The sequence below is a fragment of the Microvirga sp. 17 mud 1-3 genome (assembly GCF_003151255.1).
In the GTDB taxonomy this organism is placed as follows: domain Bacteria; phylum Pseudomonadota; class Alphaproteobacteria; order Rhizobiales; family Beijerinckiaceae; genus Microvirga.
This window is the reverse complement of sequence record NZ_CP029481.1, coordinates 1,539,258-1,564,146: the sequence shown is the minus strand read 5'-3', so window position 1 is coordinate 1,564,146 and position 24,889 is coordinate 1,539,258. Positions and strand designations below refer to the sequence as shown.

Genomic DNA, 24,889 nt, shown 5'->3' with positions numbered 1-24,889 from the left:
GCAATCTCTGTTTCAAAGGCCCATGCCGCCGCCCAGGGACTTGCCGCCATCCACTAGGAGGACCTGGCCGGTGATGAAGTCCATTCCGGGCGACGCGAGAAAAGCCACTGCGTTCGCAATATCTTCCGGACGCCCGGCCTTGCCGGTCGGCTGGAGCGCGAGCTGCGCGGCAAGACGATCGGGCGTGAGTGCCGCGAGCAGTGGCGTGTCGATCAGTCCAGGCGCGACGGCGTTGACCAGGATTCCGCGGCCCGCAAGTTCCATCGCCATCGCCCGCGTGAAGCCGACGACGGCAGCCTTCGACGCGACGTAATGAGCGTGGTTTCTCGCTCCCAGAAAGGCGCGGGACGCGATGTTGACGATCTTGGCCCCGGCAGCCATTCGCTCCGCGGCTGCCTGCGACAGGGCGAACAGCGCGACGAGGTTGACCTCGTAGGCACGCCTGAAATCCTCCGCCGTGAGATCGAAGAAGCGCCGCTCGTCAAAGATCCCGGCATTGTTCACCAAGGCAGAAAGAGGCGGAAGCTCGCCTATGAGCGAGCGGATCGCCTCATGATCCGTCAGGTCGACGCAGGCTGGCTGTGCGGACAGGCCGCCGGCTTTCATCTCCCTGCAGGCGGTTTCGGTCGCGGCCTCGTTACGGTCGAGGACCACCACATGAAAGCCGTCGCGCGCAAGCCGCTCACAGATGGCGCGTCCGATGCCTTGGGCTCCGCCCGTCACCAACGCGACAGGCCTGTCGCCGCTGCCCTTTCCGTTCACGCGCTCTCTCCCTGGCTTGCCGATATGGATTTCGTCGCGAAGTCGGCTCCGTGGCGGTGGGTGAGGAACCCGGCCGTCAGACCTCCATCGATCTCGAGCACCGCGCCATTGACGTAGGCCGCATCGTCAGAGAGCAGGAACGCGATGGCGGCGGCGATTTCATGCGGCTGCGCCAAGCGCCCGAGCGGCGTGCGGTCGAGCATCACGTCTTCAAGGAAGGGCGCCGGAATGCCATCCCGGATCATCGGCGTGTCTACGCCGTTCGGCGCAACCGCGTTGACGCGAATGCCGCGCCTGCCCCACTCCGTCGCAAGGGTCTTGGTCAGTCCGACCAATCCCCATTTCGACGCCGCATAATTGGCCCGGCCCGGCTGCCCGCCGAGTGCCGTAACCGACGCAACATTGACGATGGCTCCCCTGCCATACGCGAGCATGGCCCGGCCAGCGGCGCGGCATGTATAGAAGACACCCGTCAGATTGACGTCGATCACGGTGGCCCAATCATCATCCTGCATCGACTCTGCGGGCCGGGCACGCGCGACGCCCGCGCAGGGAACCGCTGCCCAGAGCGGACCCAGCCTGCTTTCGATATCGGCAACGAAACGGTCGACATCGTCCGAACGGCGAGTATCGAGCGTCCGTGTCAGGATCGGAGTGCCTTGACCTCCCATCTCCTCGCGCAGATCGTCCAGCCCCTCGGAATTCAGATCGGCGGCCGCGATTGCCGCACCCTCGCTCGCAAGGCGACGCACAACGGCTGCGCCGATCCCGCGGGCGGCGCCGGTGATCAGGAATACACGTCCGTCGAAGCGCCCCATGCGTCAGTGCCCGAGATAGGTCCGGCGCACGCCGTCGTCACGACGCAGCTGGTCCGAGAGACCTTGAAGGGCCATTTCACCGTTTTCCAGAATGTAGGCGTAGCGCGAACACGCCAGAGCGATGGCGGCGTTCTGCTCGACGAGCAGAATGGTGAGCCCGTCCTTGTGCAGGCGGTCGATAATGCCGAAGATCTGCTGCACGAGCACGGGCGAAAGGCCGAGCGAAGGCTCGTCCAACAGGAGAAGACGCGGACGCATCATGAGCGCGCGGCCAATCAGGAGCATCTGCTGCTCCCCGCCCGAGAGCGTCCCGGCTCGCTGCTGCAGCCGTTCCTTGAGCTTGGGGAAATAGTCGAGCACCCGCTCGAAATCGGACCGGACCGCCGCCGTGTCCTTGCGTCTATAGGCGCCCAATTCGAGATTCTCACGGACGCTCATGTCCCGGAAGACCTCCCGCCCTTCCGGGACCTGTGCGATTCCGCCTTCCACCACCTTGTGGGACGGCCAGTTCTCGATGGGTTTGCCGTCGAACAGGATGCTGCCAGAGGTGACGGGCACGAGGCGCGAGATCGTGTTGAGCGTGGTCGTCTTTCCGGCGCCATTGCTGCCGAGCAGCGCCACGACGCTGCCCTCCTGCACCCGGAGGGATACATTCGACAGGGCCTGAATGCGGCCATAGGAGGCGGAAACGCCGGTCAGTTCGAGAAGGTCAGGCATGAGCCATCTCCTGTCCCAGATAGGCCTCGATGACGGCGGGATCGTTCCGGACGTCCTCGGGCGTGCCCTCCGCGATCTTCGTTCCGAAATTCAGGACAGTGATCCGATCGGAGATCGCCATGACGAGCTGCATGACATGCTCCACGAGCAGGATCGTGATCCCCTCCCGGCGGCAAAGATCCGTGAGCAGCGCATCGAGGGCGGCGATTTCCCGGTTGCGGAGGCCGGCGGCGGGCTCGTCCAGCAGGAGGAGGCGCGGTCGGATGGCCAGAGCCCGCGCAAGTTCCAGAAGCTTCTGATGCCCGAAATCCAGGTTGCGGGCACGGGTATGGCGATAGGCCGACAGGCCGGTGCGCTCCAGAAGATGCTCGGCGTGCTCGGCGACCTCGGGTGGACGCGCCGACAGCGCATCGCGCCATGTCCGCCCCGCGTGGACATGCGCGCCGATCATCACATTCTCGAAAACCGTCAGCTCCCCGAACAGCTCGAGGTTCTGGAAAGTCCTCGCGACACCGAGCCGTGCCATGGCACTGGCCGGCATGGTCGTCACGTCCGTGCCGTCGAGGAGGATCGTCCCGGTCGTCGGCTGGTAGAACCGCGAGATGCAATTGAACGTCGTCGACTTTCCGGCACCGTTCGGCCCGATCAGGGCGTGGATCGTGCCGCGTTCTACGGAAATGTCGAAGCGATTGACCGCCGTCAGGCCGCCGAACCTGACAGTGAGGTCATGCACCTGGAGCAGATGATCAGCCACGGGCCGCCCTCCCCATCCTGTCGCGAATGAACGCGAAGACGCCGCGCGGGGCGTACATCATGAAGACGATCAGGATGAGCCCGTAGATGATCTCCTGATACGAAGGTGTCTGGCGCAGGACCTCGGATATGAGCCCGAACGCAATGGCGCCGCCGACCGCGCCGGCGATGGAGCCGAGCCCCCCGACCACGACCATCGTCAGCACCAGGATCGTGGTCTGGAAGCCGAGGCTGTCCGGATGGATATAGGTGGAGAATGTCGCGAACATGCTGCCCGCGACGCCCGCATAAAAAGCCGAGAGCCCGAAGGCTACGATCTTGGCGCGGCGCACCGGGACACCCATCGCCATCGCGGCGACCTCGGATTCCCGCACGGCCCGGAAGGCGCGGCCGAGGCGCGAGCGAGATATGATGATCGTCAGGACCAGCATCAACAGCGCCATGACGACCACGACCGGATAGGCCTGCTTGTCGCTGAGGATCTCGAAGGCGCCCAGGCGGGCCGGGCTGATCCGCAGGCCGTTCGGGCCTCCGGTTACCCGGTCCCAGTTCAGGAACACCCATTGCATGGCCTCGCCGAACGCGAAGGTCGCGAGCGCCAGATAGATGTCACGCATGCGCAGCGCGACAGCACCGATCACAACTCCGACCGCCCCGGCGATCAGCCCAGCGAGGAGCATGGACAGTGGGAAAGGCCACCCGAAAGCGTTGCCCGCCAGCCCGCTCGTATAGATGCCGATGCCATAGAAAGCCGCGTGCGCCAGTGCGAACTGCCCCGTCTCGCCGATTACGAGGTGGAGACCGAGGCAGAGCACCACGAATACGAGGAGAAGATTGGCGATATAGAGAACGTATCCGGTCACCACAAAGGGCAGGATGACCAGGGCGGCCGCCGCCAGGGCGAGCAGCGCAATCTGCACGAAAGGAATGCCCCGTGCGGACCAGCCCGCCGGCAGACTGGCCTCGGAGCGAGGAGCCATGGCGGCCGTCTTGTCGGACATGAGCTCAGACCTTCTTGATTTCGACGCGGCCACCGAACAGCCCCTGCGGACGGATGACGAGCACGAGCATGATGGCCAGGAACGGCGCGAGCACGATGGCCCGCGAGGTGACGAAAAGACCCACGAGATTCTCGATGATGCCGATCAGGAACCCGCCGACGACCGCGCCCGGCAGGCTCGTGAAACCGCCGACGATGGCCGCGGCGAAGCCCAGGGTCACGATGGAACCCATATCGGCCGTCATCAACACCTTCGGCGAGATCAGCAGTGCGGCGACGGCCGAGATCGCCCCTGACAAGCCCCACACGATCATGTGGATGCGCGTGAGATCAACGCCGACGAGCTGTGCAGCCTTAGGATTCATGCCGACGGCCCGCATGGCGCGCCCGACTTTCGTGTATTTGAACATCCAGAAGAAGGCAGCCATGACGACGACCGCCGTTGCGAGGATCACGAGGTCCAGGGTCGTCACGGAGGCCTGCCCGATCATGATCGATTGCGGCTCGATAACCGGGGGAAACGAGCGCGGCGTATCGCCGAACCCGGTCTGCCGGACGAACCCTCTGAGAACATACGAGAGCCCCAGCGTCGCGATCACGAGATTGACCGGGCTTCCGTTTGCCCGCGCCACCTGATTCAGGATCAGACGCCGGAAAAGGGCCGCTCCTGCGAAAGCCGCGAGAATCGTCGCAGGCATCACAACCCAGAGCGGCAGGTTCCGGAAGACGAGCAGGTAGAGCGCAATATAGCCCGCCGCCATCACCATCTCGCCCTGCGAGAAGTTCGGCACCTCCGATGTCTTGAAGATGACAACGATGGCGAGAGCGAGCAACGCATAGACGCTGCCGACCACCAGGCCGGAGGCGATGCCTTGCTGCAGGAAAAGGAGTGCCACCTCGAGCGTCATGCCGACCTCGCTAAGTCAGGGGGGCCGCGGAGGCGCCAGGCCTCCGCGGAAGTTGGATGCTTAACTCAGCCCTTGTACTTCCAGCGGCTCTGGAACGAGCCGGGGATCAGGGTCTGCTGGCTGCCATCGAACTTCAGGTAGATGGTCGATTCCTGTGCCGCGCGATCGTTCGGCCCGAATTCGATGGGGCCGGCCATCACGCCGGAGTCGAATTTCTGGGATCGCAGGGCCTCGGCCACCTTCTCGCGGGTCGGGTTGGGCCCGGCCTCCTTGAGCGCATTCACGACCGACATGGCGGGAGCGATGCCATACGGCATATAGGCCTGCGGGTGGTCCGGCTTTGCGGCGAGGTCCGGATAGTTCTCCTTATACATGTCGTAGACCCACTTGATCTTGGGGCCGCCGGGCACGTCAGCGAGAACATCCTGGACATAGAAGTTCTTGAGCGCATCCTTGTTGCCGACATTCTCCACCAGCTGGGACATGTTGGCTGTGCCGGTCACCGTGAGCACGATGGGCTTCGTGATGCCGAGTTCGTGCGCTTTCTTGATGATGAGAGCCGCTGGCTTCGCATAGGTCGTGATCGCGATCATGTCCGGATTGGCGGCCCGGAGCTTGATCAGGGGTGCCGTCACGTCCGTGATGTTCGGGTTGATGGACTCCACCGCGAGCTCGACGCCGAGCTGCTTGGCGGTGTCCTGCGCCGCCTCGAGGTTCCAGGCCCCATAGGCATCGTCATGGTTGATGTAGCCGATCTTCTTGGCCTTCAGATGCTCCTTGCCGAAATCCACGACCGAGCCGCCGACCGCATACTGCGTGATCGAATAGGCGCCGAAGATATAGTCGGTCGGCGGATACAGAGCGCCGTCGGCCGAGGCATTGAGCATGACCCACGGGACCTTGCTGCGGACGACATAATCCTTCGCCGCGACGGCAGCCGCGGAGCACGATCCGCCGTTGAGCATGAAGACCTGGTCCTGCTCCACCAGTTTCTTGACCGCGGAGACGAGATCGTTCGCGTTGCAGCGGTCGTCCTCGACGACGAGCTCGATCTGGCGACCGTGGACGCCGCCCTCTTTGTTGATCTTGTTATAGTACATCTTGGCGGCGTTCACGACATCGAAGCCGTAGGCCATGTTGGCCCCTGACAGGGGCGAGAACATGCCGATCTTAATTGTCTTGTCCGTGAGGCCAGGCTCCTGCGCGCCGGCCTGTGACGCATGAACGAGACCTGCCGCCAGCAGGGCCGCTCCAAGCCATATCTGTTTTGCCGTGACTTTCATTGTTTCCTCCCATTTCGGCCTTGAGGCCTATTGCATCCGGTAGCCGCCATTGACGTCGATGGTGACCCCCGTGATGTACGAAGCTGCCGGCGAGACGAGAAAGCGCACCGCGCCCGCTACATCCTCCGGCGTGCCGAGGCGCCCGAGAGGAATGGTGGATGCAGCCTTTTCGTCGTCGGCGGGATCGAGCGACAGGCGCAGCATGGGCGCGTCGATCAGGCCCGGAGCGACCGAGTTCACGGTTACGCGCTTCGGGGCGAGTTCCCGGGCAAGTCCCTTGGTCAGCCCGAGGATCGCGGCCTTGCTGGCAATATAGGAGGAACTGGAGCGATATCCGCCAAGCTGCGCAGCGACGGACGAGAGCGTGACGACCCGTCCGTCGATGGGGGCCGGGCCGATCCGCTGCGCATATTCCCGGCAGCAGAGGAACGTCCCGCGCGCATTGACGGCCTGCGTCACCTCCCACTCATCGAGAGAGGTTTCGACCACTTCATTGCGAGATCCATCAGATCGCAGCAGCAGAACGCCCGCACAGGTGACGAGAACCGAGACCTTGCCGAGGGACAACTCGACCTCGTCGTAGAGGCGCCTCACAGAGCCTTCGTCGGACACATCGACGGCGAAGCCCCGATGCCCGGAGCCGGGCAGCCGTTCCGCAAGCTCCTGCGCCACGGTGAGATCCTTGTCCGTGACCGCAATGGTGAGGCCATCCTCTGCCAGCGTCCGGCAAACCGCGGCACCAATGCCTCCGGCTCCACCGGTCACCAGCGCAACTCGTTGCGCCTGCCGTGTCAAAATTTCCTCCGCGGACGGTCTGTAGCCATCTCTTGGATACAATCGAGCAAGAGAAAGACAAGTTTGTCAATCCGCTTTCCCTCTTTTACGAATGATTGTATCCAATCCTCAGCGAATTGGACCTCTCGGGAGGCGAATGTGGCGAACAGCTCTACGGAAATCGGCGACCTTCTGCGGGAGCGCATCCTTTCGGGAGAGATTCCGCCGGGCGAGCGACTGCAGCAGATCCCTTTGGCCGAATCCCTTGGTGTCTCGCGTACACCGCTGCGCGAGGCACTCGCGACCCTCATGAACGAGGGCCTCCTGATCTACGAACCTAACCGCGGCTATACGGTCCGCGCCTTCTCGCTCAGCGATGTGCTTGCGGCATTCGACGTCCGGGCACGGCTGGAAGCCCTCGCCTGCGGACTCGCCGCAAGGCGCGGTATGTCACCAGAAGCTCTCCGGGTGCTCGATGAATGCGTCGAGACAGGCGACCGCATCCTCTCTAAAGGGTTTCTCGATCCCGACGATCTCGGCCCCTACCGGCAGATGAATGTCGAGTTCCACGACACCGTCATCCAGGCCGCCGACAATCGCTATGTGACGGACTTCGTGCGGCAGTGCCATAACGTGCCGCTGGCCTCCGACCGCATCTTCGTCTGGGAGGATTACGAGATCATCAAGCGCTCCCATGACGATCACCACCGCATCGCCGAGGCTCTGTCGGAACGCGACGGCGAACGGGCCGAGTATCTCATGCGCGAACATGTCTATTTCGCAGGCCTTGTCCTCCAGCGCTCCCTCGACAAGGGCCTTCAGCAGAAACGGATCAGGTTCAATCTGGCAGACGAGGTCAGTTCACTCTGACGGCGGCCCGCTCGGCCTCTACTTCAGGAAAAGGACTGCGGTGCCGAGAACCGTCACGAAGGCGCCGAACCAGGCCTGCCAAGGAAGCCTGGTCCCGGTACGCAGCCACAGCATCGGCAGGATGGCGACAGGCGCCATGGAGGACAGGGTCGAGGCGACCGCCACGCTCGTTCCTGTCAGAGCGATCATCAGCATCGACATGCCAACCACGTAGCCGATGAAGACCCCAATCGCGACCCGGGCCATGGTCTTCCGGTCAGGAACGCCGATACCGTTCTTCCAGGTTCCCGGGAATGCGAGGTGGTAGGCCCAGAGGACGACGACGGCCACGAGGCCCCGCAGAGCCATCACGGCGAACGGGTCCGGATTGTCGAGCATCACCGGCCGCATGGTAAGGATCCCGACCGCCTGACCGAAGGCCGCAAGCACGGCCAGGAGAACTCCCGCGCCTGACAGGCGAACCTCCGCGTGAACGGAGCTGTCGGGTTTCGCATCCGGGCTGGATGCCGGTCTACGGCTGAAGCCCACTGCCACAGCAATTCCGCAGGCGACGAGGGCGCAGCCGATCAGCTGACTCCAACGCAGGGTCTCCCCGAGTGTCAGAAACCCGAGCGCCGCCGCAAACGGCGCGCTCAACGAGAAGATCAGGCCGGTTCGGCGCGCGCCGATCAGCGCGATACCGGCATTCAGTGCAGGGTCCGCGACGACGATGGCCACGAGGCTCGAGAGAAGGATCAGCGGAAAATGATGCGCCGAGACGGTGCTCCAGCCGCCCACGGCGGTCGCGATCAGGGCCAGGATGAGAAAACCGATCAGCATGCGCCAGCGCGATAGTGCCATGGGCCCGCCGACGGCCTTCACCACTTCGGCGGAGATCAGGCTGGCCAGCGCGATGCAGAATGACGTGCCGAGAGCGAAGAGAGCCACGGGGAATATCCTCGCCGGAGTTGACCCTCCGGTCCGCGATGAAACGTTCTGGCCTCTCCTTTAGAGCATTTTTCGGCGGAGGGGATCCGGTCCGGGCTCGAAGAAGACGGTGCCAACAGGAAAGAGAGCCGCTTCCCAAAGGTCAGCGGCTCCATTCAGGCGCTCGTAATCGCAAGGTTCAATTCGTGGTGGATGTCGCCTTCTCGGTCTCCGACGCCTTCAGCTCTTTCAGCTTCTCGCGGATAGGCTGGAAGGGACCCAGCTTATGCTGTTCCTGGCTGAAACCGTCGGCGAAAGGCGGGTAGCTCGCATCCGGCGGCTTCTGCGACCGCACCGGGAAGTCGTTCTCCAGACCGGCCTTTTCCGGGCGGGCATGGGATTGGACATAGGCGGCGACGTCCCAGGCATCCTCCGGCGAGAGCACCGGCGCTTCAAGGCTCGCGCCGAGCGGCATGTTGCTGTGGATGAAGTTTGCGGCCGCGATCAGGCGGGCCATGCCGGCGCCGTTATTGAAGCTGTCCGGTCCCCATAGGGGTGGGAACTCATAACCCTTGGCATCGCCCACGACCCCTCTGCGGACCCCCTGCCCGTTCTCCTGATGGCAGGCGGCGCAGTTCTCGGCGTAGACAGCCTTGCCGTGCTCCACATTGGCGGGCCGCGTCAGTTCCGGGATGCTGCCCGACCCGCGCCCGTCGGTCTTGGCGCCGATAGGACGTCCGGTCGACACGAACTTGATATAGGCGACGAACGCAGTCATCTCGGCGGAGTCCAGAGGCAAGGGCTTGCCGTTCATACTGCGCGTCATGCAGCCGTTGACCCGATCCTCGATGGTTCCGACGCCCCCTTCCCGCGGGCGATACTGCGGGAAATCGCCAAACACGCCCACGAAGGGCAGGCCGAATTTCTTGGTGCCTGCATCCAGATGGCAGTTCTGGCAGGAGAGGTTATTGCCCGCATAGCGTTTGGAGGTGTCGGCCACTTCCGGGCCGATATGGGCATAGGTGGCGGCCGTGAGATCCCGGCCGAAGCGCACCGCCCTGCCCCATGCATCGTTGGGGAGGTCGTCGACATTGGGAACGCTCCACCCATCTCCGGAAGGGCTGGCTGCTCCAGCGGGGGCTGCGCTGGCGCTCTCTGGCGCCTTGTTGGCTTGGGCTGGCGCCGCTGATGGCGCAACTGGCGCCGCCGCGCTCTCGACCACCCGGGCGCCCGCCCCGCTCGTCGCCGGTGGTTGCGGGCGATGCTCGGGGCCGCTGGTCAAGCCGGCATAAGCCAGCGCCGCCACGCCGGCGAGGCTGTAGCCGATGAAAATTCTCCAATCCATGGGCATATCCTTGGCAATGACTGGCGACGCTTATGTTTGACCGAACCGGAATGGACGCGGACCCGAAGGCTCGAAAAGGGCGACGAGTCCCGCCTCTTCCGCAGCGGAATGAATAATCTTTACAGGACAATCACCTTGCTGCCGAGGGGGACGCGGCCGTAAAGGTCGATCACGTCCTGGTTCATCATGCGGATGCAACCCGAGGACACCGCCTCGCCGATGGTATCCGGCTCATTGGTACCATGGATGCGGTAGAGCGTGTCCTTTCCATCCTTGAACAGGTACAGGGCGCGGGCGCCGAGGGGGTTGGCGGTACCGCCCTCCATCCCGCCGGTCCAGCGCTTGTAGCGTCCGGGCTCGCGCCGGATCATGTCGGGCGTCGGAGTCCAGCGCGGCCATTGGGCCTTGCGTTGCACATTCGCCGACCCTTTGAACTCCAGCCCCTCCTTGCCGACCCCGACCCCGTAGCGCAGTGCCTTGCCGCCCTCCTGCACGAGGTAGATGAAACGGGCATTCGTATCGATCACGACGGTGCCGGGCTTCTCCTTGGTGGGATAATCCACGAGCTGACGCACGTTGCGCGGCTTGAGGGCTGACGGGTCGACGCCCGGAACCTGATGCTTCTCGTCATGGATTGCCGCATAGCGCCGGGCAGTCAGGGGATCGACCGCTGGCGCCGCAGCGGCCACGGCTTGTGGTGGCGCCGTCGTGTTGCAGCCGGCCAGAACGACCGGCAGAAGCAGGAGGAAAGCGCGGAGAAGGCCGGTATGCCGAGTGAGAATGGTCATGCAAGCTCCGTAGCGGAGTGAGATAAGGATCGGACGCGAAGCGAAGGCCGGTTATTGCCGCCCCTGGGCGCGGGCCTGGGCCACCGCCTGCTGAAACTGCTCGTAGTTGAGCGCTCCGGCGGCCTTGAACGGGCCGATCAGGTAGGCCGGCGTGCCCGTCAGCCCAAGGGCTTCTGCCTGATCGAGGTTGCGCTGGAGGAGCGACTGGATCTCAGCACCATGCTGCTTCAGGTCCTGGGCCAGACGCTCCATGTCGATGCCCGCGGCTTGGATGGCTTCGGTCATCTTGTCCTTGTCGTTCCTGCGGCCCGGAAGGCTCATCAGGGCATGGTGGGCCAGTTCGTACTTGCCCTGGTATTTGGCCGCGAGTGCGAGCTGGGCGCCGTGGAAGGAGGCTGGCGTAAGGACGGGCCAATCCTTGTAGACGAGCCTGATCTTGCCATCGGCTTTGACCAGTTTCTCCAGGTCCGGCGCCGATCGCTTGCAGTACGGACAGTTGTAGTCGAGGAACGCCACGATCGTGATGTCGCCTGTGAGATTGCCGCCCACGGGCGCCTCTGGATCGTTCAGAATCGCTTCCTCCGAAATGGCCTTGGCCTGAGCCTGGGCTGGCGCCGACAGGGGCACGAGAGCCACCGCCATCAACAGCGCGGCAAACAGGGTCTTGATGAAATGAGCCATGGATAACACCGAGGGTTGGAAAGGGAAGGTTCAGCCTAGAGGCCTGCGAGGTTGATCGTGTCGAGGAAGAGGTTGACGTCGACGGCGCCGATCAGACGCGTTCTTGGAATTTCCCGGCCATCCTTGGGGCTGAGGAAGAACATGGTCGGAGGTCCGACCACCTCGAAGCGCTGCATCAGCGCACGGCTGCCTTCATTGTAATCCGTCACGTCCGCGCGGATGACTGCAACGTCCTTGAGCCGTGTCTGTACGACCGGATTGGCAAAGACCGTGCGGTCGATTTCCCGGCATGTCACGCACCACCCGGCCGTGAAGTCGACGAGGACCGGTTTGCCCTGCGCCCGCGCCGTGCGGAGTGCCGCGTCGAACTGGGCGGGCGTGGTTACGCGCGATGCCGCCAGCTCCGTCGCTGCAGCAGGCTGGGCGTCCCGCGCCAGGAATGCGAGCGGCTGGAGCGGGTCGCTTGCGCCGCCGGCGGTGCCGACGACCAGTGTCCCGCCATAGAGAACCGCCGCAATGCCGGCCGTCTTCGCCAGCCGGCGCAGGGACCCGTCGGGCTGTGCATCGAAGGCACCCAGAAACACACCTGCGCCGATGGCGAGCAGTGCCCAGAGGGCGAGCGATACCTGCGGCGGTGCGATGCGGGAGATCATCGCGACCGCAATCCCGAGGAAGACCACGCCGAAGACCTGCTTCACGCGCACCAGCCACGGCCCCGATCTCGGCAGCGCCCTGGCGCCGAGGGTGCCATACGCAATCAGCGGCAGGCCCATGCCGAGGCCAAGCATGAACAGGGCCGCAGCGCCGCGCGCCACGTCCCCGGTCTGGGACACATAGAGCAGCGCCCCGGCGAGCGGCGGCGTCACACAGGGGCCGACGATCAGGGCGGACGTGAAGCCGAGAACCGCTGCGCCAGACAGCGAGCCGCCCATGCCGGAGGTTTTCCCTGAAATGAAGCCGGTCCAGGAACTCGGAAGCTGAAGCTCGAACAGCCCGAACATGGACAGCGCAAGGATGACGAACAGAACGCTCATGGCCCCGAGCGCCCAGGGCGCCTGAAGGGCTGCCTGCAGGTTCTGTCCGGACCATGCGGCCGCAATGCCGAGCAGGGCGTAGGCCGCCGCCATGGCCAGCACATAGGCAGTGGAGAGCGCGAAGCCCCGGCCCGCCGAGAGCCGCCCGCCGCTGCGGGCGAGTATTCCGGACAGAATCGGGATCATCGGCAGCACGCAAGGCGTGAAAGTGAGCAGCAAGCCGAAACCCAGGAAGGCCGCCAGGGTTGATGCGAGGCTACCGCCCATCCATGCGCCGGCCTCCGATGTCGGCGTGGCAATCGTGGACGGGGCTGGTGTCTCGGCCGGCAACGACAGATCCGCCGACACGTCATTGGGGGATGAGACCGCAGCGGCGGATTTGCCCTCCTCTCCGGGCGCAATGGGAAGCGCCGCAAGGTCGAGCGCTTTCGTCTCGGGCGGATAGCAGATCCCAAGCTTTTCCGCGCAGCCCTGGTAGGTGACGTGGATGGTCTGTGGCGAGCCTGCAGCCGCCAGGGCGCCCGCCGAAACAACCGCACGGGCGGCCTCGTAATAGACCTCGGTCTCGCCGAAAGTGGGATCGTCCTTATTCGTGCCCGCGCTGGTCTCGACCGGGATCGGCCGGGAACCGTCAGAGGCGACCGAAACCGCTACTTTGTTGCGATAAAGATAGGTTTCTGGAGCGATTTCCCATTCGAAGGAGACACCTCCATCGGGGCTCTTTGAGGTACTGAGCCGGAAAACCTCGTCGGCGCGTGGGATCCTGGACTGAGCCTCCACTCCGGCCGAGCCGACAATCCATGCCGCAAGCGCGAACACAATTCGGATAAGATTATGGGACAAGCGAATCCTCGCAATCGGGCGATGTCCCCAAACTCCCGGCCAACCTTAAGGCAGCCTTAAGGCTAGCGGGCCACTGAGCCCGCAGAGGTGCTTGATGCGAATTCTCGTGGTTGAAGATGACGCGATGCTGCTCGACGGCCTGAAAATCGGTCTCGGGCTGCACGGATTCACGGCCGATGCTGTTGCATCCTGCGGTGATGCCAGGGCGGCTCTGGCCACGACGGCGTTCGACGCCGTCGTGCTCGACCTGATGCTGCCCGACGGTTCCGGGCTCGACATCCTGCGGGAACTGCGCCGGCGCCAGGACGCAACGCCCGTCCTGCTGCTGACCGCCAAGGACACGGTTGCAGACCGCATCGATGGTCTCGACAGCGGCGCGGACGATTATCTCGGCAAGCCTTTCGACCTCGACGAGGTGGCGGCCCGTCTGCGGGCCATTTCCCGTCGCGCCGCCGGACGCGCATCGCCGGTCCTGACCTGGAACGACATTGTGCTCGATCCCGGCCGCCGCACCGTCGAGGTGGATGGCCGGCCCGCCGCCCTGTCCCGGCGCGAGTTCTCCATCCTGGAGGCACTGATGAGCCATCCGGGCACGGTACTGTCGAAGGACCAGCTTGCCGACCGCCTCTATGGCTGGGACGAGGACGTGGAGAGCAACACCGTCGAGGTGCACATTCATCACCTGCGCAACAAGATCGGGCGGGACGCCGTCGAGACAGTGCGCGGCCTCGGCTATCGCCTTCGGAGCCCGTAACATGAGCTCTATCCGCACCCGCCTGTTCGTTGTCCTGATTGCCACCACGGGCCTGATCTGGCTGGTCGCAGCCGCCTGGATCTACGTCGATACCAAGCGTCAGCTGCAACATGTGCTCGATACGCGGCTCATGGAGGCGGCCCGCATGGTCGCGTCGCTCGCCAGAAGCGGCGAGGTCGCTCTGGCGTCAAGGGGGGACTCATCCACGGCCCCGCTCCCCATCCCAGAGTCCCTGCATCTCGGTTATGAGCGCCAGCTCTCGTGCCAGATCTGGTCCCTGGACGGGCGGCTGATCGGACGCTCCACGGGGGCTCCAGAGGAGGAGCTGTCGAACGAGGCAAGTGGCTTTTCCGAGCGCGAGATCGAGGGCGAACCGTGGCGCGTCTATGCGGTTGCCGACCGGAATACGGGCATCCGCGTCCTGGTCGGCGACAGGCTGGGGTTGCGCGACCGTCTGGTGACGGATCTCGTCCGCAGCCTGCTCCTGCCGGCGGCCCTCATGGTGCCGATACTGGCCTTCCTGATCTGGGCCAGCGTCGGGCAGGGCTTGCGGCCCCTCCGCAGCCTCGCACGCGGTCTTAAGGAGCGCGGTCCGGAGGATCTGAGCCCGGTCAAGATCAATGTCCCGCCCTCAGAAATCCGCCCAGTGGTGGAGGCCCTGAACGGCCTGTTCGGAAAGGTCGCGGCGGCACGGGAGCACGAGCGCAGCTTCACGGCTTTCGCTGCCCACGAATTGCGCACGCCGCTCGCCGGCCTGCGTACCCAGGTCCAGGTGGCCTTAGCCGCGAAGGATCCGGAAATCCGCGAAGCTGCCCTGAGGCAGACTCTGGTGGCGGTCGACCGTACAGGCCGGCTCGTGCGCCAGTTGCTTGCCATGTCGGCGCTCGATGCCTCGCAAAACGAGGGAGAAGTGCAGGACATCGTGGCCGGGCGCGCTATCGAGGATGTTGCGGCGAGCCTCGGTGCCACTGCATCCGGCGTTGTGGTGGAGATCGACCCCCTGCTCTATCGAACGACGATCCGGATGAACAGGGAGCTCCTCCATCTCGCCGTACGCAATCTGCATGAAAACGCCGTGCAGCATTCGCCGGAGGGCGGCCGTGTGCGATGGTTCCTCGACGACAGTTCAAACCCTCCCGTCATCACTGTGGAGGATGACGGCCCCGGCATCCCGGAAGACGAGATCGGCCTCGTGACCGACCGCTTCTTTCGCGGCCGCCACCGCAGCGTCATCGGGAGCGGGCTTGGCCTCGCCATCGTCGCGACGGCGCTCAGGCACGCGAAAGCACCATTCGAGCTTCGCAACCGCCATGGCCATCCCGGCCTGAGGGCAGGTTTCGGTGTCGAAGTGGTTCCAGGCTGACGGCATCCGGTCCGCCAGAAGGTCCCACTTCGTGCCGCTTAGTCGTCGCCCCAGGGAGCGTTTCCGAGAACGTTGAGCGGAATCTTGAGATAGCGCGTGCCATTGCTCTCCGGCTCAGGCAGACGCCCGCCTCGGATATTCACCTGCAGGGCGTTCAGGATGAGCTTCGGCATCGGCAATTCACGATCCCGTCCCTCGCGGAGGGCAACGAATTCCGCCTCGGTCTTCGCCTTGACGAGATGGGTGTTCTCGCGCCGCTGCTGCGCCACCGTGCTTTCCCATTTTGCTTCACGTCCGCCCGGCCGGTAATCGTGCCCGGTGAAGAGGCGCGTGTCGTCCGGCAAGGACATGATCCGTTGAATGCTCTGCCACAGAACTTTGGCGGAGCCGCCAGGAAAATCGGCACGGGCCGTGCCGCTATCGGGCATGAAGATCGTGTCGTGGATGAAAGCTGCATCGCCAACGACATACGTGATGGAGGCGAGCGTGTGGCCCGGCATGAACATCACTTCGACGTCCATGTTGCCGATTTTGAAGCGCTCGCCATCGGCGAAGAGCTTGTCCCATTGCGAGCCGTCCGTCGGGAAGCTGTCGGGCCAATTATAGATGCCCTTCCAGAGCTTCTGGACCTCGACCACCTTTTCGCCGATGGCAGTAGGCACACCGGTTTTGTCCTTGAGGTAACCGGCGGCCGAGAAATGGTCGGCGTGGGGATGGGTGTCGAGGATCCACTCCAGTTCATATCCCTCGCGCTCGATATGGGCGAGGAGCTCGTCGGCCTGTGTCGTGGCGGTCGCTCCGGATTTTGGATCGAAGTCCAGCACCGGATCGATGATGGCGCATTTCTTCGTCTCAGGATCAGCGACCACGTATTGGACGCTGCCGGTGCGCTTCTCATAGAAGCCCTTCACGATAGGGCGTCCATGCAGGGGCGAAGTCAGGGTCGGCATAGGGTCTTCTCCTCATGACAGAGTGAAGGTCGGTTTAGGACAAAATGGGTCGGGCGACGTTTTCTCGGCAGGCTCACCCATCCACGCGCGCGGCCTCTCGCCTGAAGGCGGCTTGCGGCCAATCATCGGGAACGAGACGGAAGAGCGCCATGCCGACCACCATGGCGGCGACGAAGGCGAATATCTGCCAGGGACCGAAGGTCAGATCGACGAGCGCCGGACCGGGACACAGGCCGACCAGGCCCCAGCCGATGCCGAACAAGGCGGCGCCTGTCATCAGGCGCGGATCGAGGTCGCGCCGGCTGGGCATGTCGAGGCGTGGCGCCAGCACAGGCACGCCGCGCCGTCTTGCGACGAAGGTTCCCAGGGCCGAGACAATGACGGCACCGCCCATGACGAAGGCGAGGCTTGGGTCCCAGTTGCCGAAGATGTCGAGGAAGCCGAGCACCTTGGCTGGGTTGACCATCTCCGAGACGATCAGCCCGAGGCCGAACAGCAGGCCCGACGCGAAGGCGGAAGCGATCAACGGCATGGCTTACATCCCTACAATATGGCGGGTGAGGTAGACGGTCGCGATGGCGCAGACCATGAAGATGCCGGTCGCAACGATTGAGCGAGGCGATCCGCGCCCGATGCCGCAGACACCGTGACCGCTGGTGCAGCCCGAGCCCAGGCGTGTTCCAAAGCCGACAAGCAGACCCGCCGTGACCAGAACGGGCAGCGAGACATCGAAGTCCACAGGCGGCAGTGTTCCGCCGAATGCCGCATAGGCGAGTGGCGCGGCGAACAGGCCGGCCAGGAAAGCCATGCGCCAGCCGGTTTCGCGAGGGGCCGGAGGAAGCAGCCCTCCAAGAATCCCGCTGATGCCGGCGACGCGCCCGTTCAGCACAAGGAGCCAGGCTGCCGACAGGCCGATCAGAAGGCCGCCAATGAGGGCCGAGATGGGCGTGAAGTGATCCATGGCGACCTCCATTCAGGCCGATTTGCCGGGCTCGGCCTGCTTGCAGAACAGTCCGTAGAGGGTGGCGAGAAGCTGCTCGATGCGCGGATCCGCAATCCGGTACCAGATCGTCTGGCTCTCACGCCGGAACGTGACGATCCCCTCGTCCCTCATCCTGGCCAGATGCTGCGACAGGGCCGATTGCGACAGGCCCACCGCCTCAGCCAGAGAGGTTACATTGGCCTCGCCCCACTCCACCAGCTTGCACAGGATCATCAGGCGACGCTCGTTGGCCACTGCCCGAAGGATGTCGGCGACCTCAGTCGCCTGGCGCTCAAAACTCTCAAGATCAAGGTCCGGCCGGAGCATTTATGTGCCTCTCTTAAATAAGATCATGCTAATTTAGTACTTGCTTAGTATATGTCAAGAGATCCGGCCGAAGGCTACGGCGGAACCGGCGCGCAGACGCGCCGTTGCCCCGTTTTGGAGGAAATTGAAGCATGGTTGCGAGCACTGTCGAACGGGTCACAGATCACACATCCGCATCGGCCAATCATCAAATCATGCGCGGCATTGCCGAAAGCATTCGGTGGCATGCGGCCCACCCGGAAGGCATCGACCGCCGACTGCGCGAGCTTGACCGGGAATGGGATATCGAGCGGACGCTGGAGACCAATGCCGCCACCCTCGCCTTCACGGGCGTTGCGCTCGCCTATAAGGGCGACAGGCGCTGGCTGGCCCTCCCGGCACTGGTGACCGCCTTCCTACTCCAGCATGCGATTCAGGGGTGGTGCCCGCCCCTGCCCGTCCTCCGACGGCTCGGCTTCCATACCGCTCGTGAGATCGATACCGAGCGATATGCGCTGAAAGCGCTGCGCGGCGATTTCGGCCCCATCGGACCCGGCCCCCACGACCACGACAGCCGCGCCAGCCACGCCCTTCAGGCGGCCCGGCTATAGCATATATAGCGAAGTTGCATGTAAATGCACTTGATCAATGCATGTCTTTGCAAAGGCTATACTTTTATTGCGAGACCTGCTTATCAAGTGGATTTAGCACACAATAAGCCTACGCTACCCACTCAAATAGTCCCAAAGCATTTTGCTATCTCCGCATCCCCATTCTGGCTGAAACGAAACGTGTAGTCTCCCAAGGGGTTAAAATACGAATGAAACCGCCAAGCTTTCATCATCGGAAATAAAAGGACAACATTCTTCTTGCCCTTACAGCGCCTTACATAAAACAACCCATCTCCTCATTTTTGATAACTTTAATAAGCGAGCAAGGAAACTGTTAAGAACAGCCGGAACCAACCAAATTCCCCGCGGTTTTCAAGGCAGAGTTAATTGCTTAGGAGGCTTGTGATGGCAACAGGAAGTTCGACTTCGAAGCGTGGCTTTGCTTCGATGGATGGTGACAGGCAGCGTGAGATTGCGAGCAAAGGCGGCAAGAGTGTTCCGGCCGAGAAGCGCTCGTTCTCGCAGGATCGCGAGTTGGCTTCGGAGGCAGGACGCAAGGGCGGCCAGGCTTCGGGCAGCAACCGCTCCAACCAGGAGTAAAGCTCCTCATAGCAACTAAAAGGGGCCGCTAGACGGCCCCTTTTCTTTATTCCGACAGGACGGATCCAAAAAGCCTGCGTCTCGGCGGTACCGCAGCGCTATGCGTCAATGGTGGAAACGGAAAGTCGCCTCTGTGCCTATGGGCTCAATCGATTGCTCGAAAAGCTCCCCTTCCCCGACAATGGCCCGAAACTCGTGAAGGCTCGGCCGTTCAAGCACGAAACCGCCACGGTCCATTCGTCGCAGAAGATCCGTCGCCATGGCGAACACGAATTCGAAGGAAATCACGCGAAGGGTAGCTGCCGCCTCTAACGCAAGGCCGGTATCGGGCTCCCGGGCAGCCGCAATCAGGGTGAAGATGCAATATTCGTCAGCGCTGCCTTTGCGTGACCGTAAGGGGCAGTGGACGAGAGGCTCGCCCCTCTGACGGCCGAGAGCGAATGCCAGCAGCATAGCGTCCGAGATCACTGCCTTTGCGGCACTCGGTTCCATGAAGCGCGCAAGATCCTCCTCGGGCCCTTCGAGGACATGGAGATCATAATGCTCCGCAAGCACTTCGAGAGATCGGAACGCATCGATCAGAGGGACGATCGGGGGAGGAAAGAGGACCGTAACAGAATTCTCGTTCATAGGGCGGTTTTCGACTTGAATCATCTGCAATCGCTACTGACCGATATGAGATCCCTAAAACTGTCCCCCGGCCTCCCCAGCCAGGCTCGGCTCCCAAAGCGGAACGACGAGGTGCCGTCGCAGCATGAGAGGACACAGAACCCCATCCTGCTGGCGTGCCGGCACAACTCCGCTCAGGAGCGACGCGACAAGAGGCTTCTCCCGAGGGGGCGTGCTGGAAGCGAGACGACAGAACTCGTCAGGAATAATTTCGTGGGTGAGAACAGCGTCGAGCTCGTTGGTTGCAGTCATGGAAACCTCCGCATCTGCGGGGGCAACGTGCCGGCTCCGCTACGGTTCCTCCTGCGGCAATGCGCCCTTCGACGGGGCCCGGAAAAAATTTCGAAATCCCACGGAACCGGAGACCTTCAACGGCGTTACCTGCTCAACCGGTTCCAATGCCCCCTGAGCCGGCACCTTTCGAGGCGCGGTCTTTAGACCGCGCCTTTTTCTTGGCCCCTATTGACCCGATATAGAAAAACGGCGCCCGGTTTCCGGGCGCCGTCTCAAACAGCCTATCGCCGAATCTTACTTTTTCGGCGCAGCGGTACCGGTCGCAGTGCTGCTGTCAGCGCGCTTGTCGAACTTCGGAGCGGCCTGAAGCTCGGCCTTCGTCATGCGCAGGATCACCCGCTCCGGCTCATTATCGCGGCTGCTGGCCGAGGTGCCGGCCGTGGTCGTCGAGCCAGTCGCATTCACAGCGTTGTTGTTCATCGCCGAGTTGTTCGTGGCAGCCGTATTGGGGGCCGTCGAACCGGTCGTCGAGGCAGCATTGTTGGAAGCGTTGGCGTTATTCATGGCATTGACCTGCTCGCGGGTCGCGAATTCCAGCGAGTTGAAGGGCACTGCCACATCCTTCTCGCCAATGCCGAGGAAGCCGCCGACGCCGACCACGGCCGCCACAGCCTGGCCATTCCGGTCAACGATCACATCGTTAATGTCGCCGATCGACTCGTTATTGGCGCTGATCACCTTGGTGCCGATGAGGTCCGAGGCCATCATCTGGTCGGCCTGCATGTGGGTCATGAACTGGCCCTGCGTCGTCCCAGACTGCGCCATGGTGGTCGACTTGGACGTGTCCATGGAGGACGAATTCATCGACGAACCCGTATTGCCGGGCTGCATGGCGGGCGAACCGGACGTGGTCGAGCCCGAACCCGTCGCGGCCGGGCGGTCGGTCGCACCGGAAGTCGGCGCCGTCGAGGTCTGAGCGAAAGCAGGCGCCGCGAAGAAGGTCGCAACAAGACAGGCAGCCATATGCTTCTTAAGCATTGCATAATCTCCTAAGGTCATTAATCCGCACGATACGCCTGAGCGCGTGTCGGTTTAACGCAATCTTGGCATTGTCGTTCCGACAAAATTCTCCAAATTCACTAATGCGAGCAGTGCATACTCACCATTATGCTCGTGGCGCAGCTAAATTCCTGAATTTATATTCAAGCACACAGACAAATACTGCCCCATCCCTTGGGGAGGAGCATAAAATACATGAATTTTTATCAACTAGCCGGCCCGCAATTGGTTCCCTTGGCGGCTGCTTCCCGGCAGCGGGCTCTCGCCAAAACCTTTGAGAAGCTCAATCAGGCTTTCTGGCGAGGTTGGGACGGTTCGGAAGTCCTGGGTCCCGGCCGACGGAACAGAAGCGACATAGCGCGCCTCACGGCGAAGGTTCGCGGGGACAAAGGTTCATCCGCCACGAGACGGGCCCCATCTTCTCGGCGCGCGAGGACCAGACGACGATTATGGAAGGCCTCCAGCTCCGGACGATGCCCCACACTGATGATCGCCGAATCGGGAAGGCGCTCGATGATCCTTTCCATGAGCACGTCCTGCGTCTCGGGATCCAGCGCAGAGGTCGCCTCGTCCATGACGATGATGTCGGGCCTCTGAATGAAAAGCTGGGCGAAGGCTAAGCGCTGCTGCTCGCCCCCGGAGAGCGTTCTATCCCAGGGCTCGCCCTCATCATTGATGCGATTGGTCAGGTGACCCAGACCCGCGCTCTTCAGCGCTTCGACCACGGCGCCATCTTCCAGGCTGTCGGCCGGGTTAGGGTAGGCGACGGCATGCTTGAGCGTCCCCATGGGAACGTAGGGACGTTGCGGCATGAAAAACAATTTGGCGCCCTGCCGGAAAATGATCTCGCCCTCTCCCCAGGGCCACAAACCAGCAATGGCCCGGATCAACGTGCTTTTGCCGGCCCCGGACTCACCGACGACCAGCACCCTCTCGCTGGGATTGATCTTGACCTCTGTCTCCCCAACGACCGCCGTGCCATCGTCCAGGGTTACGGAGACCCCATGGAGACGAAGCGCCGCCTGCTCCTCCTTTTCCTTGCGGGCAATCCGGCCGATGCCCGGCCCCTCGGCCCGCTCCAATTGGTCAAGAGAGACGATCAGGCCAGCGACACGGTTGGCGGAGGCCGTCCAGTCGGCAAGCTTAGGGTAATTCTCCACGAGCCAGTTGAAGGATTGCTGGACTGTCACAAAGGCAGTCGCCGCCTGCATGACCTCTCCAAGCGTCATGGTTCCGGCAAGGTACTTTGGCGCGCACAGGATGAGGGGAATGACGGGTGCAAGCACAAAATTGCCGTAAGACACCACGGTGGTGCGCAGGTATTGTCCACACAGCGCCTTCCATTGCGCGATCACGTGGCCGAGCGCGATGCTCAGGCTGCTACGCTCCTCGGGTTCTCCGCCCAGTAGAGCGATGCTCTCCCCATTCTCACGCAGGCGGGTGACCGCATAACGAAACTCGGCCTCCGCCTGGTTCTTGTCCTCGGCCACCTGAACGAAACGACGGCCGATGAAGATCATCGCGGTCGTGGTGATGGCGGAGTAGATGACTGCGACAAACACCAGATAGCCGGGAATGGTCAGGGAGCGCCCACCCAATTCGAAAGAAATCCCGCCCCCAACCGCCCATAGGACCCCGATGAACGTGACGGCGGTCAGAACCGCGGTCGTGACGCCGAAAGCGAAATCCACAGGAGATTCCGTAGCAATCCGCGTGTCGTCGGCGATACGGAATTCAGGATTCTGATGCTGTCCCTTTACAAGGTTGAGTTGGTAGTAGCGCCCATTCTTCAGCCAGCGGTCGATCTGGTGGTCGGTCAGCCAGGCGCGCCAGGCGCGTTGGGTCGTCAGCCGCCCCCAGACGGACGCGACATTGAATGCCACAGCCCCTAAAGCCAAGGGCAGGAACAGCAGGGCAAGGCGACCGACCAGGGCAACGTCGCGCTTCTCAAGTGCGTCGAAGATTTCGCGATTCCAGACGTTCAGTCGATACTGGACGAAGAGCTGGGCGAGAATGATCGCGAGGAGCGATACGGTAAGGAACCAAGCCTCTTGCCGTCGTACGCCCGTCCAGAAACCAGACGCCGTTCGCCAGAACCGGGCGAACAGCCGACGCCGGCCAACAGCCTGCCCATCCTCACTCACACAATCCTCCGATGGTGGCTATGCCGGTCCTCGTGCACCTAACCCTGGACGGGCGCCTGCCCATGCTACGCCAGGCAGAGGCTGGGGCTCTGTTCGGCGGCAGCGCGCGCCAGCGGGCTGACGGACGTCACGCAGCCAAAGGTCCGCGGCCTGCCCTTTTTCTGCAGCTCGTCCTTGGATTCGTGACGTTGCGGCAAGGCCTTCGGGGCGGGCTCCTGACGCTTTTCCTTCAAGGTCGCCAGAGGCTGCCTCGCGTCGCCGAAATAGGTCGTGTTCGTCACCGAATCCGACCCGAAGAGAATCCGGAAATCGAGACTTTCAAACTGCGAGGGCCGGGAGGCAATTTCACCCCTGCCCTGCTCCGTCATCAGGCTTTCGGGACCTGATACGTTACGCATCATGTCCGAATCGGCGAAGAACAGCCCGCCGGCCAGGAAAGCGCTTCCTACGGTTCCGATGACGATCGCAGGCAGGTTGCGCATTTTCCCCTCCAATTCCGGCAGCTTGGCTACTTCCGGCAGAACAACGCGGCCCTATCGGCGATGTTCCTGGAGATTTACTTTTCGTAAATAAAAGAACAGGTCCGGAACCTTCCCGGTACTGTGGCGTTCTTGAAGTACCGGCCTCCTGGTCCTCCCCGCATTCCCCTTGTGCATTGGCCGGCACCTTCAGACGGGCTTTTATAAGCCCGTCTTTTTTATTTGCCTTTTTGAGCCACCAAAAAGAAATGCCCGGCCTAGCGCCGGGCATTTACTTTCCTGCTCACACTCGCCTGTCCGATCAGGCCGTTGCGCGGACTTCGCGCCGACGGGCACTCTGCTGGAAGAACAGGGCCTGGCTGATGACGGCGGACACGTTCGCGGGCTGGAACGGCTTCGCGATGAGGAAGGCCGGCTCCGGCCGCTCACCGGTGAGGAAGCGCTCCGGATAAGCCGTGATGAAAATAACCGGAACCTCGAAGGCCTTGAGCAAGTCGTTGACCGCATCGAGGCCAGAGCTGCCATCGGCAAGTTGGATATCGGCGAGAATGAGCCCCGGGCGCTTGGCGGAAGCCAGCTTGACGGCTTCCGTGCGGGTGCGGGCAACGCCCGTGACATTATGGCCGAGCCCCTCGACGAGGGCTTCAAGATCCATGGCGATCAGCGGCTCGTCCTCGATGATGAGGATATCGGTGGCCATGTCGGCGGCCAGCTCGCGCCCCGCCTCGTCGACGAGATCACGGACGCTTTTCGTGTCCGTCTCGAGGATCTGGCCCACTTCTTCCTCTCCGAAACCTTCGAGGCAGGACAAGAGGAAGGCCTGACGCGGCAGCGGGGTAATCTGGCCCAAGCGGACCTCTGCGGGCAGGTCACGCTGAACCTGCTCACTACGGCCGTTGACCGAAAGGGAATTCCAGATGCGGGTAAAGACCCGGAACAGCTCGACCTTGACGTTCCCTGACGGCCCGATGGTCTCGGGCTCGCTGACGAGGGTTTCCAAGGTGGCTGCCACATAGGCATCGCCGGCCATTTGGCTGCCGGTGAGTGCGCGGGCATAACGACGAAGATATGGCAAGTGCTGGACGACAAGCTGGGCTGTCGACATTAGCTTCCCCTTATTTAGCTTTTTGACTCGGTTCTCGCTACGGACCCATTAAACTCGACGGCACGAAGAAAGTTCCATTTTTGGGAACCAGAGGCAACGGTCGGCGTTATTGCTCGAAAATGAATATACAGATACTGCCAAGGTTAACCAT

27 protein-coding genes and 1 pseudogene are annotated in these 24,889 nt (G+C 62.9%); 5 read left to right on the top strand and 23 right to left on the bottom strand.

Annotated features, from left to right (window positions below; all coding sequences use genetic code 11):
• Positions 1–12: 12 nt before the first annotated feature.
• The 8 genes from C4E04_RS07315 to C4E04_RS07280 form a co-directional block, all read right to left on the bottom strand.
• Positions 13–762, bottom strand: a complete 750-nt coding sequence (locus C4E04_RS07315; RefSeq protein ID WP_109596277.1) for an SDR family NAD(P)-dependent oxidoreductase — start codon at positions 760–762, stop codon at positions 13–15.
• On the bottom strand, positions 759–1,580 hold the full coding sequence (locus C4E04_RS07310) for an SDR family NAD(P)-dependent oxidoreductase (RefSeq protein WP_109596275.1): 822 nt from the start codon (positions 1,578–1,580) through the stop codon (positions 759–761). Before C4E04_RS07310 ends, C4E04_RS07315 begins: the two co-directional genes overlap by 4 nt.
• A 3-nt stretch (positions 1,581–1,583) precedes the next feature.
• Positions 1,584–2,297, bottom strand: coding sequence for an ABC transporter ATP-binding protein (locus C4E04_RS07305; RefSeq protein WP_109596273.1), 714 nt, complete (start codon positions 2,295–2,297; stop codon positions 1,584–1,586).
• The gene (locus tag C4E04_RS07300) at positions 2,290–3,051 is read right to left on the bottom strand and encodes an ABC transporter ATP-binding protein (protein WP_109596271.1); all 762 of its coding nucleotides are present in this window, start codon (positions 3,049–3,051) and stop codon (positions 2,290–2,292) included. The genes C4E04_RS07305 and C4E04_RS07300 overlap by 8 nt, the downstream gene beginning before the upstream one ends.
• Positions 3,044–4,051 (bottom strand): branched-chain amino acid ABC transporter permease, encoded by a 1,008-nt coding sequence (locus C4E04_RS07295; RefSeq protein ID WP_210204606.1) that lies wholly within the window; start codon positions 4,049–4,051, stop codon positions 3,044–3,046. Before C4E04_RS07295 ends, C4E04_RS07300 begins: the two co-directional genes overlap by 8 nt.
• A 4-nt stretch (positions 4,052–4,055) precedes the next feature.
• A complete protein-coding gene (locus tag C4E04_RS07290; RefSeq protein ID WP_109596269.1) occupies positions 4,056–4,958 on the bottom strand; it encodes a branched-chain amino acid ABC transporter permease in 903 nt (300 codons plus the stop codon).
• A gap of 65 nt (positions 4,959–5,023) precedes the next feature.
• Positions 5,024–6,241: an ABC transporter substrate-binding protein gene (locus C4E04_RS07285; protein WP_109596267.1), complete on the bottom strand. Its 1,218-nt coding sequence runs from the start codon at positions 6,239–6,241 to the stop codon at positions 5,024–5,026.
• A gap of 27 nt (positions 6,242–6,268) precedes the next feature.
• The gene (locus tag C4E04_RS07280) at positions 6,269–7,006 is read right to left on the bottom strand and encodes an SDR family NAD(P)-dependent oxidoreductase (protein WP_245416264.1); all 738 of its coding nucleotides are present in this window, start codon (positions 7,004–7,006) and stop codon (positions 6,269–6,271) included.
• A 168-nt stretch (positions 7,007–7,174) separates the two neighbouring features.
• On the opposite strand from C4E04_RS07280, the gene C4E04_RS07275 reads away from it, so the two are divergent.
• The gene (locus C4E04_RS07275) at positions 7,175–7,885 is read left to right on the top strand and encodes a GntR family transcriptional regulator (protein WP_109596265.1); all 711 of its coding nucleotides are present in this window, start codon (positions 7,175–7,177) and stop codon (positions 7,883–7,885) included.
• Positions 7,886–7,903: 18 nt separating this feature from the next.
• Here the strand turns inward: C4E04_RS07275 and C4E04_RS07270 are convergent, their stop codons facing one another.
• From C4E04_RS07270 to dsbD, 5 genes and pseudogenes are all read right to left on the bottom strand, one after another.
• Positions 7,904–8,812 carry a DMT family transporter gene (locus tag C4E04_RS07270; protein WP_109596263.1) on the bottom strand — a complete coding sequence of 303 codons (909 nt, stop codon included), beginning with the start codon at positions 8,810–8,812 and terminating at the stop codon, positions 7,904–7,906.
• Positions 8,813–8,990: 178 nt separating this feature from the next.
• On the bottom strand, positions 8,991–10,136 hold the full coding sequence (locus tag C4E04_RS07265; RefSeq protein ID WP_109596261.1) for a c-type cytochrome: 1,146 nt from the start codon (positions 10,134–10,136) through the stop codon (positions 8,991–8,993).
• 122 nt (positions 10,137–10,258) lie between these two features.
• Positions 10,259–10,924, bottom strand: a pseudogene (locus C4E04_RS07260) (L,D-transpeptidase); the annotation flags it as partial.
• A gap of 51 nt (positions 10,925–10,975) precedes the next feature.
• A complete protein-coding gene (locus tag C4E04_RS07255) occupies positions 10,976–11,605 on the bottom strand; it encodes a DsbA family protein (RefSeq protein ID WP_109596257.1) in 630 nt (209 codons plus the stop codon).
• 35 nt (positions 11,606–11,640) lie between these two features.
• Positions 11,641–13,482 carry a protein-disulfide reductase DsbD gene (gene dsbD, locus C4E04_RS07250; RefSeq protein WP_109596255.1) on the bottom strand — a complete coding sequence of 614 codons (1,842 nt, stop codon included), beginning with the start codon at positions 13,480–13,482 and terminating at the stop codon, positions 11,641–11,643.
• A gap of 94 nt (positions 13,483–13,576) precedes the next feature.
• On the opposite strand from dsbD, the gene C4E04_RS07245 reads away from it, so the two are divergent.
• Positions 13,577–14,236 carry a response regulator transcription factor gene (locus C4E04_RS07245; protein ID WP_109596253.1) on the top strand — a complete coding sequence of 220 codons (660 nt, stop codon included), beginning with the start codon at positions 13,577–13,579 and terminating at the stop codon, positions 14,234–14,236.
• A 1-nt stretch (position 14,237) separates the two neighbouring features.
• On the top strand, positions 14,238–15,599 hold the full coding sequence (locus C4E04_RS07240; RefSeq protein WP_109596251.1) for an ATP-binding protein: 1,362 nt from the start codon (positions 14,238–14,240) through the stop codon (positions 15,597–15,599).
• A gap of 38 nt (positions 15,600–15,637) precedes the next feature.
• On the opposite strand, the gene C4E04_RS07235 is transcribed toward C4E04_RS07240, so the two are convergent.
• The 4 genes from C4E04_RS07235 to C4E04_RS07220 form a co-directional block, all read right to left on the bottom strand.
• Positions 15,638–16,549, bottom strand: coding sequence for an MBL fold metallo-hydrolase (locus C4E04_RS07235; protein WP_109596249.1), 912 nt, complete (start codon positions 16,547–16,549; stop codon positions 15,638–15,640).
• A gap of 73 nt (positions 16,550–16,622) precedes the next feature.
• On the bottom strand, positions 16,623–17,081 hold the full coding sequence (locus C4E04_RS07230) for a YeeE/YedE family protein (protein ID WP_109596246.1): 459 nt from the start codon (positions 17,079–17,081) through the stop codon (positions 16,623–16,625).
• A 3-nt stretch (positions 17,082–17,084) separates the two neighbouring features.
• Entirely contained in the window at positions 17,085–17,510 is a 426-nt protein-coding gene (locus tag C4E04_RS07225; RefSeq protein ID WP_109600892.1) for a YeeE/YedE family protein, read from the bottom strand.
• 12 nt (positions 17,511–17,522) lie between these two features.
• Complete coding sequence (locus C4E04_RS07220; RefSeq protein WP_109596244.1) at positions 17,523–17,858, bottom strand: helix-turn-helix transcriptional regulator; 336 nt, start codon at positions 17,856–17,858, stop codon at positions 17,523–17,525.
• Positions 17,859–17,989: 131 nt separating this feature from the next.
• Between C4E04_RS07220 and C4E04_RS07215 the strand changes: the two genes are divergently transcribed.
• Both C4E04_RS07215 and C4E04_RS07210 read left to right on the top strand, forming a co-directional pair.
• Complete coding sequence (locus C4E04_RS07215) at positions 17,990–18,448, top strand: hypothetical protein (protein WP_109596242.1); 459 nt, start codon at positions 17,990–17,992, stop codon at positions 18,446–18,448.
• 405 nt (positions 18,449–18,853) lie between these two features.
• On the top strand, positions 18,854–19,048 hold the full coding sequence (locus C4E04_RS07210) for a general stress protein (protein ID WP_109596240.1): 195 nt from the start codon (positions 18,854–18,856) through the stop codon (positions 19,046–19,048).
• 105 nt (positions 19,049–19,153) lie between these two features.
• On the opposite strand, the gene C4E04_RS07205 is transcribed toward C4E04_RS07210, so the two are convergent.
• The 6 genes from C4E04_RS07205 to C4E04_RS07180 form a co-directional block, all read right to left on the bottom strand.
• On the bottom strand, positions 19,154–19,678 hold the full coding sequence (locus tag C4E04_RS07205) for a hypothetical protein (protein WP_109596238.1): 525 nt from the start codon (positions 19,676–19,678) through the stop codon (positions 19,154–19,156).
• A 54-nt stretch (positions 19,679–19,732) separates the two neighbouring features.
• A complete protein-coding gene (locus tag C4E04_RS07200; protein ID WP_109596236.1) occupies positions 19,733–19,969 on the bottom strand; it encodes a hypothetical protein in 237 nt (78 codons plus the stop codon).
• A gap of 276 nt (positions 19,970–20,245) precedes the next feature.
• Complete coding sequence (locus tag C4E04_RS07195) at positions 20,246–20,989, bottom strand: PRC-barrel domain-containing protein (RefSeq protein WP_162559310.1); 744 nt, start codon at positions 20,987–20,989, stop codon at positions 20,246–20,248.
• Positions 20,990–21,297: 308 nt separating this feature from the next.
• Positions 21,298–23,154 (bottom strand): ABC transporter ATP-binding protein/permease, encoded by a 1,857-nt coding sequence (locus C4E04_RS07190; protein WP_109596232.1) that lies wholly within the window; start codon positions 23,152–23,154, stop codon positions 21,298–21,300.
• 65 nt (positions 23,155–23,219) lie between these two features.
• Entirely contained in the window at positions 23,220–23,636 is a 417-nt protein-coding gene (locus tag C4E04_RS07185) for a hypothetical protein (protein ID WP_109596230.1), read from the bottom strand.
• Positions 23,637–23,934: 298 nt separating this feature from the next.
• Positions 23,935–24,738 (bottom strand): response regulator, encoded by an 804-nt coding sequence (locus tag C4E04_RS07180; protein ID WP_109596228.1) that lies wholly within the window; start codon positions 24,736–24,738, stop codon positions 23,935–23,937.
• Between the last annotated feature and the right edge of the window lie 151 nt (positions 24,739–24,889).